At 66.6% G+C, this 10449-nt stretch carries 10 protein-coding genes; 9 read left to right on the top strand and 1 reads right to left on the bottom strand.

The annotated features are described in order from the left end of the window. A partial coding sequence (locus VA603_RS11710; protein ID WP_323438953.1) for an SH3 domain-containing protein occupies window positions 1–669 on the bottom strand: 669 nt, incomplete at its 3' end. A 246-nt stretch (window positions 670–915) separates the two neighbouring features. Between VA603_RS11710 and VA603_RS11705 the strand changes: the two genes are divergently transcribed. From VA603_RS11705 to VA603_RS11665, 9 genes are all read left to right on the top strand, one after another. Then, entirely contained in the window at window positions 916–2298 is a 1383-nt protein-coding gene (locus VA603_RS11705; RefSeq protein WP_425603700.1) for a transglutaminase-like domain-containing protein, read from the top strand. A gap of 47 nt (window positions 2299–2345) precedes the next feature. Beyond that, complete coding sequence (locus tag VA603_RS11700) at window positions 2346–5378, top strand: TonB-dependent receptor (protein ID WP_323438952.1); 3033 nt, start codon at window positions 2346–2348, stop codon at window positions 5376–5378. 58 nt (window positions 5379–5436) lie between these two features. Beyond that, on the top strand, window positions 5437–6984 hold the full coding sequence (locus tag VA603_RS11695) for a serine hydrolase domain-containing protein (RefSeq protein ID WP_425603699.1): 1548 nt from the start codon (window positions 5437–5439) through the stop codon (window positions 6982–6984). A 10-nt stretch (window positions 6985–6994) separates the two neighbouring features. After that, window positions 6995–7672: a M15 family metallopeptidase gene (locus VA603_RS11690; RefSeq protein WP_323438954.1), complete on the top strand. Its 678-nt coding sequence runs from the start codon at window positions 6995–6997 to the stop codon at window positions 7670–7672. Between the two features lie 51 nt (window positions 7673–7723). Further along, window positions 7724–8104 (top strand): hypothetical protein, encoded by a 381-nt coding sequence (locus tag VA603_RS11685; RefSeq protein ID WP_132865928.1) that lies wholly within the window; start codon window positions 7724–7726, stop codon window positions 8102–8104. 224 nt (window positions 8105–8328) lie between these two features. Next, entirely contained in the window at window positions 8329–8685 is a 357-nt protein-coding gene (locus tag VA603_RS11680) for an EF-hand domain-containing protein (protein ID WP_132865927.1), read from the top strand. Window positions 8686–8789: 104 nt separating this feature from the next. After that, window positions 8790–9527, top strand: coding sequence for an HAD family hydrolase (locus tag VA603_RS11675; RefSeq protein WP_323438951.1), 738 nt, complete (start codon window positions 8790–8792; stop codon window positions 9525–9527). 2 nt (window positions 9528–9529) lie between these two features. After that, a complete protein-coding gene (locus VA603_RS11670) occupies window positions 9530–10093 on the top strand; it encodes a hypothetical protein (protein WP_323438950.1) in 564 nt (187 codons plus the stop codon). Between the two features lie 168 nt (window positions 10094–10261). Then, the coding region (locus tag VA603_RS11665; RefSeq protein ID WP_425603698.1) for a 2-oxoadipate dioxygenase/decarboxylase family protein at window positions 10262–10449 on the top strand (188 nt) is incomplete at its 3' end.

Genomic DNA, 10449 nt, shown 5'->3' with positions numbered 1-10449 from the left:
GACGAAGCGCTTCTCCATCCAGGCGGCGTAGCGCTCGCTGCTGACGAACACCCACTTGCCATCGGCGCTCTCGTGCAGCACCGCCACGGCGTCGCCGGGGAACAGCGCCGACTCCTGGAAGCGATCGATGTCGGTGTCGCCTTGGCTGCTGAACACGCGCAGTTCGGTGGGGAAGGCCCGCAACGCGGCGCGGTGGACGACCAGGCCGTACTGGATCGGGCGGCTGGCCGGCACGCGCTCCAGCGCGAGGTTGTCGGTGATGGCCTTGAGCTGGGCCGCGCCCACCGGCTTGCCCTGCACGTCGTACAGGGGGCGGGTGGGGGCGCGGGAAATGCCGTTGATCTGCTCCAGCACCAGGGCGCGCGGCAGGTTGGCCGGCAACGCACGCAGGTCGTGGATGGAACTGTCCTGCTGGCGCATGCGCGCGTTCTGCGCGTCGATCCCGGCGCGGTCCAGGATCACCGCGTCGGGATCGGGCAACTGCGCGATCCAATGCTGCGGTGCGAGGAAGCTCTCCTCCAGGCCAAGGATGCCCGCGTAGGCCGGGGCAGGCGCCTGCGGCGGCGACAGTGCCCACGCCGGGCCGGCGCAGAGCGCCGCAGCGAGGAGCAGGGCCCGCGACAGCGGGGCGAGGCGTCGGCGCGGAAGGTGTGCCGGGATCACGTTCATTGGAACTCCCCTTGGAGATGCTTCGGAATATTTATTCCTTTCATCCATGAAAGCAAGAATAAATTATTGACCGGCTATCGGGTGCGTGTTAAACAGCCGTTACCACCCTGCACCTCTGGATGTGTTGCCGTGGCTTCAACTGTCGATTCTGCCTGCTTTGTCCGTGTCGCTCTCGCCCGCAAGGTAGCCGTCTCCCTGCTGGGGCTGGGCATCGCCTGCACGGCGCAGGCCGGCGAGGCCCCAACGCTGCCCCTGCCGGCGTTGGAAGCACGGATCGACCGCGGTGACTTCGCCGGTGCGCAGGCCGAGATCGATGCTGCCCTGGCCGCACCGGGGACCGATGCGCAGGCGCGCCAGGCCTATGCCTTCCAGCAGGAGCGGATGCGCCGGATGCGGCTGGATTTCAGCCTGGACGAAGCGCAGGCCAAGGCCGCGGTGCGCCGCTCCATCCCCGACCTGCGCGAGGCCGAGTTCAAGGCCTGGGACGATGCCGGCCTGATCGAGCACCTGGACATCGACGGCCAGCGCCGCTGGTTCAACCGTGCCCCGAACAACCTGTTCCTGCTGAGCGAGGAAGCCTCGCAGCGTCGCCCGGCGGACAAGCGCATCTCGCGACCGGGGCCGTACGAGCGGCTGGGGCCGCACCACGCCGAAGTCATCGCGGCATCTGACCGCAGCGGCCGCAACAGTGTCAGTCCGCGCCGCATCCGCGTGACCCAGTCGATCACGGTCAAGGCCGATGCCGTGCCCGCTGGCGAGACCGTGCGTGCCTGGATCCCGTACCCGCGCGCGATCCCGGGCCAGCAGGAAAACATCCGCTGGCTGGGCAGCGTGCCGGACGGTGCGCAGGTCGCGCCCGAAGACACCCTGCAGCGCACTGCCTACCTGGAGCGCACCGCGGTGGCGGGTACGCCGACCGAGTTCTCGGTCAACTATGAAGTCACCATCTCCGCGCGTCGCTTCGTGATCGACCCGGACAAGGTGCTGCCGACGCCGTCCGACCCGGCGCTGGCGCCCTTCCTGGCGCAGCGCGCGCCGCACGTGGTGTTCACCCCGGCGCTGCGTGCGTTCTCGCGCAAGGTGGTGGGCAACGAGACCAACCCCTACCGCGTCGCCCGGAAGCTGTTCGACGCGGTGGACCAGATCCCGTGGGGTGGCGCACGCGAATACTCCACCATCAGCAACATCTCCGACTACGCGCTGCACGCCGGCCATGCCGACTGCGGCCAGCAGACGCTGTTGCTGGTGACGCTGCTGCGCCTGAACGGCATTCCGGCGCGCTGGCAGTCGGGCATGGTCTATTCCGATGACGCGGTGGGCTACAACAATCTGCACGACTGGGGCGCGATGTACCTGGCCCCGTACGGCTGGGTGCCGATGGACGTGACCACCGGCGCGCTGGACAGCAGCGTGCCGGCCGAGCGCGACTTCTACTTCGGCGGCATCGATGCCTACCGCATCGCCTTCAACGACGACTACTCACGGGCGCTGGTGCCGGCCAAGCAGCACTTCCGTTCGGAGACCGTGGACCTGCAACGTGGTGAAGTGGAGTGGAAGGGCGGGAACCTCTATTTCAACCAGTGGCAATACGACTTCCAGACGCAGGTGCTGCCGCTGGAAGGGCAATAGACAGCAGTTCGAGTCGTTACTTCACTATCTGCAGGAGAGAGCAGGGGATGAACAGCAAAATGTTGAAGCGGGCGGCGCTGACCGTCGCATTGGGCGCCTGTCTGGGGGCACTGGCGCCGAGCGTGATGGCGCAGAGCGCCACCGGCGCGATCGCAGGCCGCGCGAGCAGCGGTGACCAGATCACCATCGTCAACAAGGCCACCGGCCTGACCCGCACCGTCACCGTCGGTGCCGATGGTTCCTATCGACTGAGCCAGCTGCCGGTGGGCGATTACAGCCTGCAGGTCAAGCGCGATGGGCAGACCGACAAGGAACCGGTCGCGGTCAACGTGGCCCTCGGCGGCACGACCACGGTCAATCTTGGCGGCGGCGGTGCCAGTGGTGCGGTGACCCTGGATTCGGTGCAGGTGCTTGGCACGCAGATCGTCAACCGCGTGGACGTGTACTCCACCGAGAGCTCGTTCAACATCAACCGCGAAGAACTGGCGCGCATGCCGGTGGAGCAGTCGATGGACTCGGTCGCGCTGCTGGCACCGGGCGTGGTGGGTGGCAATTCCAGCTTCGGTGGCATCAGCTTCGGCGGTTCCTCGGTGGCCGAGAACGCCATCTTCGTCAACGGCCTGAACGTTACCGACATCTACGACCGCCAGGGCTATTCGGCGCCGCCGTTCGCTTTCTTCAAGGAATTCCAGGTCAAGACCGGCGGTTACTCGGTGGAGTTCGGCCGCTCCACCGGCGGCGTGATCAACGCGGTCACCCGCTCGGGCTCCAACACGTTCGAAGGTGGTGCGCAGGTGACGTTCGAGCCAAGCGCATGGAAGTCCGCTGGCCGCGACCATTACCACCCGGGCAGCAGCACGGACGGTCACTTCGCCAGCCGTGATTCCTCGTCCTTCACCAAGACCAACGTCTGGGGCTCGGGCCCGATCGTGAAGGACAAGTTGTTCCTGTTCGCGATGTACGAGAACCGCAACACCTATTCGCGCTTCAGCAGTGGCCAGACCGCCTACAACACCGGCAAGGCCAACGATGGTTTCTGGGGCAGCAAGCTGGACTGGAACATCACAGACAACCATACCTTGGAGCTGCTGGCGTTCTCCGACGACGGCGAGACCAGGGGCACCAAGTACAAGTACAACTGGGACAGCGCCCGGGTCGGCGATGTCACCGGTACCAGCACCAATGAGGGCGGTGGTACCAACTGGTCAGGCACTTATACCGGCCACTTCGGCCAGAACTTCACTGCCAAGGCGATGATCGGCCGGAACGAGCGCAAGGCCAACGCGCGTTCCGGTGGCGATGATGTCTGCGACTTCATCACCAGCAACACCAGCGGCCAGAACAGCTATGCGCCGTACCTCAACCAGATGCCGAACAAGACGCTCGGCTGTTCGCCCAGCCGCGAAGTCGTGGAGATGACCAATACCCGCGATGCAGCGCGGTTGGACTTCGAATGGTCGCTGGGCAACCACCTGATCCGCTTCGGTGCCGACCGCGAGAAGCTGACCACCGAGCAGATGTCGCGTTACTCCGGTAGCGGCACCATGTATACCGCCTACGTGCCTACCCCAGGCTCGGAAGTGTTCGGCGGCGCCGGCGTCTACATCCCGCCGAACGTCACGCAGATGTTGATGGCACGCCGCAACGTGTCCGGTGGCAAGTTCGATACGGTGGCCAATGCGTTCTACATCGAGGACCAGTGGAACGTTACCCCGAACCTGCTGCTGACCCTGGGCGTGCGCTCGGACAGCTTCAACAACAAGGTCGCCGACGGCAGTTCGTTCATCAAGCAGGACAATCTGATCGCACCGCGTGGCGGCTTCTCGTGGGACATCAAGGGCGATGGCAGCACCAAGCTGTTCGGTAACGCAGGCCGCTACTACCTGCCGGTCTCGAACAACATCAACGTCAACTTTGCCGGCGGCCTCACCGACGAATACCGTTATTACGCGCTCGATGGTTGGACCGAACACGTGAATCCGATCACCGGGACCAAGTACATGCTGCCGATCGTCGGCCAGCAGATCGGTCCGGCCGACACCAGCATGAACACCGGCTCGGGTGACCTGCGCCAGAGCGTGTCGCGGGACATCGATGCGGTGTTCCAGGATGAATTCATCCTGGGCTTCCAGGCGATGATCAACCAGGCCTGGTCGTGGGGTATCAACGGTACCTACCGCAAGATGGACCGTGCGGTCGACGACATCCGCATCAACCACACCCCGTGTGGTCCGGTCGGCCGCAGTTTGTGGGTGGTCGGCAATGGCGGCGGCAACGTCACCATCTGGGGCGATCCTTCGATCGGCTGCGCCAGCGAGGGCTGGATCACCATCGACACCAGCAAGGACGGCTACATCAAGGGTGGCAGTGGCGAGGTGACGGGCTACAAGAAGCCCAAGCGTCGCTACAAGGGCGTGGAGTTGCAGATCGACCGTGCGTGGGACGACAAGTGGATGTTCAACGCGTCCTACCTGTGGTCCAAGAGCGAGGGCAACCTGGAAGGCCCGACCAACTCGGACACCAATTTCGGCAGCACCGGCATGGTGCAGTACTACGACCATCCGGCGGTGAATGAGCGCTATGGCGTGCTGTTCAATGATTTCCGCCATCAGTTCAAGGTCCGTGCCGGCTACCAGATCAACGAGCAGTGGTCGGTGGGCTCAACGTTGCAGGTGCAGTCCGGTGGCCCGATCACGGCGTTCGGCGTGACGTGGCCGGGTGACAGCCTGGCGGCCGGTGGCTTCGCCTCGGAAGGCTCGGGCGGCGGTTCGGGCTGGCTGTGCGTAGCCAAGTGCGATAAGCCGTGGAACGAACGTGTGCTTGAGCCAACCGCGCGCGGTGCCTTCGGTCGTCTGCCGTGGACGTGGAACATGGGGGCCAACGTGACTTGGCGTCTGCCGGTGGAAACGGTGGACCTGACGGCCCGCCTATCCGTCTACAACGTGTTCAACAACCAGACGGTGATCAACGTGCACCAGCGCTACGAGGCTAACCCGGGCGTGAAGCGCGATACTTTCGCCACAGGCACCCGCTGGCAGTCGCCGCGGTATACCCAGCTGGTCGTGACCTGGAACTTCTGATCGTGTGCTGAACGAACGGCCCGCTTCGGCGGGCCGTTCGCTTTTTGCGGAGGGAACGATGGGCATCAAGCAACTTGCATGGATCTGTGCGCTGGCCGTGACCGGAATGGCATCTGCCGCCGGGTCGTCGCGCAGCGAAGTGCTGGTCGACCAGGCCATGCAGCACTACCACCTGCCCGGCATCGCGGTGGGCGTGATCGAGGATGGCAAGGTCGTCCAGCGCATCACCCGTGGCGAACTGGTCACGGGCGAAGGCGCACCGGTCGATGCCGACACGGTGTTCAAGATCGCCTCCAACACCAAGGCGATGACCGCCGCAGTGCTGGCGCGGCTGGTGCAGGCCGGCAAGCTGCGCTGGGATGACCCGGTGACGCGCTACCTGCCGCAATTCCGCATGCATGACCCGTGGGTGACGCGCAACCTGCAGGTGCGCGACCTGCTGATCCACAACAGCGGGCTGGGGCTGGGCGCAGGCGACCTGATGTTGTGGCCCGAGCCGAATCACTTCGACCGCAACGACATCATTGCCGGGTTGGCGCACCTGAAGCCGACTGGCAGCTTCCGCGCCGACTACGCCTACGACAACCTGCTGTACGTGGTGGCCGGTGAAGTGGCGGCTGCCGCAGGCGGCAGACCCTACGCTGAGCTGGTACGGCAGGAAATCTTCGAGCCGCTCGGCATGCGTCGTTGTCAGGTAGGTGCATGGTCGCCTGCCGAAGCAGGCAACATCGCGCGCCCGCATTACCGCAACGACGGGCACGACATCGCCGCCGCGGCCGACCCGGCACGCGTGGAGGATTTCCCGTCGATGGCCGCCGGTGGCATCCGCTGCAGCCTGGATGACATGCTGCGCTGGATGCAGGTGCTGCTGGATCCGGCGCAGGCGCCGGGGTGGCTGGACGAGACCCAGCGCCGCGCGTTGTGGACGGCGCACATGCCGATGCCGATCAGCCAGCGCCAGCGCGAGTGGGACAACAGCCATTTCTCCGCCTATGGCTATGGCTGGCGCCTGTCCGACATGGATGGGCAATGGAAGGTCGCGCATACCGGCACGCTGTCGGGCATGTATTCGTCGCTGGCGCTGCTGCCGGATCGCAGGACCGGCGTGGTGATGCTGATCAACGGCGAGGCGGAGGACGCGCGCACCGCCCTGACCCAGGCCCTGCTCAAGCAGTACACGGCGCCGTCCAACGCGCCGGACGTGCTGTATTACGCCGGGCAGATGGAGCAGGCCGCGCGGCAGCGGCAGGCCGCCGGCCACGTGCGTCCGGCACTGGCCGATCGCAAGGCCGCGCAACCGGCTGAGGTGGCGGATGCGCTGGGTGTCTGGCGCGATCCGTGGTTCGGCGAGGTGCGGCTGTGTGCCACGGGGGGCGGTGTCGCGTTCGCTTCGGTCAAGTCACCCACGCTGCAAGGCCCGGTGATGCGCAGCGGCACGCAGTGGTTCGTCGCGTTCCAGGACCTGGGCGAGGACGCCGATGCGTGGCTGGAATTCTCCGGTGATGCGGCGCACCCTGTCATGCGCATGCGCGCCATCGACCCGGAGATCGACTTCAGCTATGACTACCAGGACCTGGAATTCCACCGTGTCGGCGCGTGTCCGTAACACGGTGTTGATGGTGCTGCTGGGCGGCGCCGCCGGTGCCGCGACGGCGGTCGATGTCTCGCCCGCCACCACGCCGCAGCAGGCGGACATGGTCGATGTCGCCACCCTGGCACCGGGCTTCGTGCTGGACATGCGCTACGCCGGCCAGGACAACTTCACCGGCCGCGTCGTGCCCGGCTACGAGGCGCCGCGCTGCTATCTGCTGCAACCGGTGGCCGCGGCGCTGGCGCGGGTACAGCGCAGCCTGCAGGCGCAGGGCATGGCGCTGCAGTTGTACGACTGTTATCGGCCGGTACGCTCGGTGAAGGCCTTCGTGGCCTGGGTGCATGACCCGGCCGACCAGGTCGCCAAGCCGCGCTATTACCCCAACGTCGACAAACGCACCCTGCTCGATGGCTACATCGCCGAGACCTCCGGCCACAGCCGCGGCGCCACCGTCGACCTGGGCCTGCTGGATTGCCGTGGCGGCGACTGCACGGCGCTGGACATGGGCACCGGCTTCGATCGCTTCGATCCGCTGGCGCATACCGCCAGCCCGGACATCAGCGCGGCGCAGGCGCACAACCGCCGGTTGCTGCTCGATGCGATGCAGGCCGAGGGTTTTGCCAACTACCCGATGGAATGGTGGCATTTCACCTTCAAGCCGGAGCCCACCCCGGACACGGCGTACGACTTCCCGGTGCGTTGAGCCGGGGCATGGCAGGTAGACTGCCTGCCCCTGTCATCTCCCCGTTGCCCCATGAACCTGGTCCTGCACTACGGCCTGCTCGGCTCCTTCGAAGCGGCATTGATCGCGCTGGCCGTCGGCTTCGTGGTCTACGCGCTGTGGTGGCAGGTGTGCCGGCGGCATGGCCTGTCGCATGGGCATGCGGTGGGCTGGTCCAGCCTTGCCGCGGTGGCCATCTCCAGCGGCGTGGATGGCTGGAACCTGTTCTACCTGGGTATGGTGCGGCTGGAGTCACCGTTGTATGCCCGCCTGGCGCTGGCGGCGATCCACGATCCGGACCAGTTGGGGACGCGCGTGGTGCTGGAAGTGATCGGTGCATTGATCGGCGTGGGCCTGGGTTGGTGGGCATTCAGTTCCCGGCACCTGGCGCAGGACGCCACCGATGCACCCTGAGCGCCGTTTCCAGGCCGATAGGTGCCTTTGCTGGAACAGTTGAATCGGTGGCTTACATCCACTTCACGAGCGGCTAACCGCGGCGGTAACCGCAGTGGGCAGGGGAGTGGTTAAGGCCACGTCTGCAGTGGATTTCCGGGGCAAGGACGATTCAGCTGGAGGCCGTCAGGGTTGGGGCCGTGCGGAACCTGCCGCGCTTTCCCAACAACGACGAGGAAAACCTGATGACCATTCGTAATCGCGCCCCGCTGTTCGCCCTGGCCGCACTGATGGGCTCCGCTCTGGCGATGCCGGCCATGGCCCAGGATGCACAGGACCAGGCCGCCGCCGCCCAAGCTGCGGCGCAGCAGGCGCAGGATGCCGCGGCCGATGCATCGGCCAACGCCGCACAGGCGTCGGCCGCCGCCAATGGCGGCCAGACCTGGGGCAGCGTCGATACCGACGGTGACGGCAGCATCAGCAAGACCGAGGCGCAGGCCAACGCCGGCCTGTCGCAGGTGTTCGATGACGCCGACGCCGACAAGGACGGCAAGCTGACCCCGGACGAGTACCGCGCCTACGCGGCCAAGCAGCAGAAGTAAGCCCACAGGTGGAGCGCCCCTTTCCCGGCTGGGGAGAGGGGCGCTCCTGTTTCCGGGGTGGTGCGCGGCATGGCGGTACGGGGTAACGCGGTATCCTGTCGCGCATGAACCAGACCACTTCCCCCTCCGCCATCGGCCTGGTCGGCTTCGATGGCGATGACACGCTCTGGAAGAGCGAGGACTACTACCGCCTGGCCGAGCAGGAGTTCGAATCCATCCTCGGCCATTACATCGACCTGCACGATGCCGATACCGCCCGCCACCTGCTGGCCGTGGAGCGGCGCAACCTGGCCATCTTCGGCTATGGCGCCAAGGGCATGACCCTGTCGATGCTGGAAGCGGCGATCGAGCTCACCGACGAGAAGATCTCCGCCCACCACCTGCGCCAGGTGATCGAGATCGGCCGCCGCACCCTGCAGCACCCGGTGGACGTGATCGACGGCGTGCGCGACGCCGTTGCCGCCATCGCCGCCGAATACCCGGTGGTGCTGATCACCAAGGGTGACCTGTTTCACCAGGAGCAGAAGATCGAGCGTTCGGGCCTGCGCGACCTGTTCCCGCGCATCGAGATCGTCTCGGAGAAGGACCAGTCCACCTACGCGCGCGTGCTGGCCGAGTTCAACCTGCCGGCCGAGCGCTTCGTGATGGTGGGCAACTCGCTGCGGTCGGACATCGAGCCGGTGCTGGAGCTCGGCGGCTGGGGCGTGTACACGCCGTATGCGGTCACCTGGGCACACGAGGCCGAGCACGGTGTATCCGACGATGCGCCGCGCCTGCACCAGGCCGATACCGCGCACCAGTGGGTCCAGGCGGTACGCGCCATCGCGGCGCAGGCTGGCTGAGCATGGGCAGCGTCCGCCATCGGCAGCGCCGGCCCGTGCTGACGTTGCTGGTGCTGGGCCTGCTCACGGGAGCCCCCGTGGCGGGCGCGCAGCAGCCCGCCGCGGCACCGGCCACGGCCCCCGCACCTGCGTACGCGGCGGCCACCGGCGATGCCTGGGTGGACCGGCAGCTGGCCGACATCAATGCCTATGCGGCGCGCTATCCGGATGCCTTCCTGGATGAACTGGTGCGCTATGCCGGGGCACGCCCGGGGTATGTCCAGGCACTGATGCAGGCGCATGGCTGGGCACCGGCCGATGTCTACCTGGCCTGCTTCTGGGGCCAGGTCAGCGCGACCGGTTGCCGGGAGTGGGTGCGTGCCCGCACCGCCCAGCCGGACGCGGACTGGAAGGCTGTGCTTGAGCGCGATGGCCGGGCGGTGGACAACCTGCAATGGCGGGCCCTGCGCCATGCCATCGTGGCCAGCTACGACCACTGGGACCGGCCGATCCGCCTGGATCCGTTGCTGCAGCGCCAGTTGGGCGATCGCGCGAAGCGGGATGCGGCCGCGCGCAAGGCGCAGTGAGCGAGCGGAACCCCCTGCGAGCCTGATGGCGGCGGGGCAGGGCATCGCGCCGGGCGGGCGTCGCTGACACCGCTGGCACGGGGGCTTTTGTTGCCGGGCGGATAGGCGCGGCACTGCATTCCGGGCGAAAATGGCGGTTCCTTCGATTTCGCGCCAGCGCGCCCAGTCATGACCGCCGACCGTTTCGTTTCCTCCGACCACATCCGCAGCCTGTTCTCGCAGGCCATGTCGCACATGTACCGCACCGAAGTGCCGTTGTACGGCACCCTGGTGGAACTGGTGGGCGAGATCAACGCCGACGTGCTGGCGGCGCAGCCGGCAATGGCCGAGCAGATGCAGCGCAGCGGCGAGCGCGA

The sequence above is a fragment of the Stenotrophomonas capsici genome, from assembly GCF_034961085.1.
Classification (GTDB): Bacteria; Pseudomonadota; Gammaproteobacteria; order Xanthomonadales; family Xanthomonadaceae; genus Stenotrophomonas; species Stenotrophomonas capsici.
Note: the sequence above shows the minus strand (reverse complement) of the source record. Positions and strands in the feature narration are given on the sequence as shown.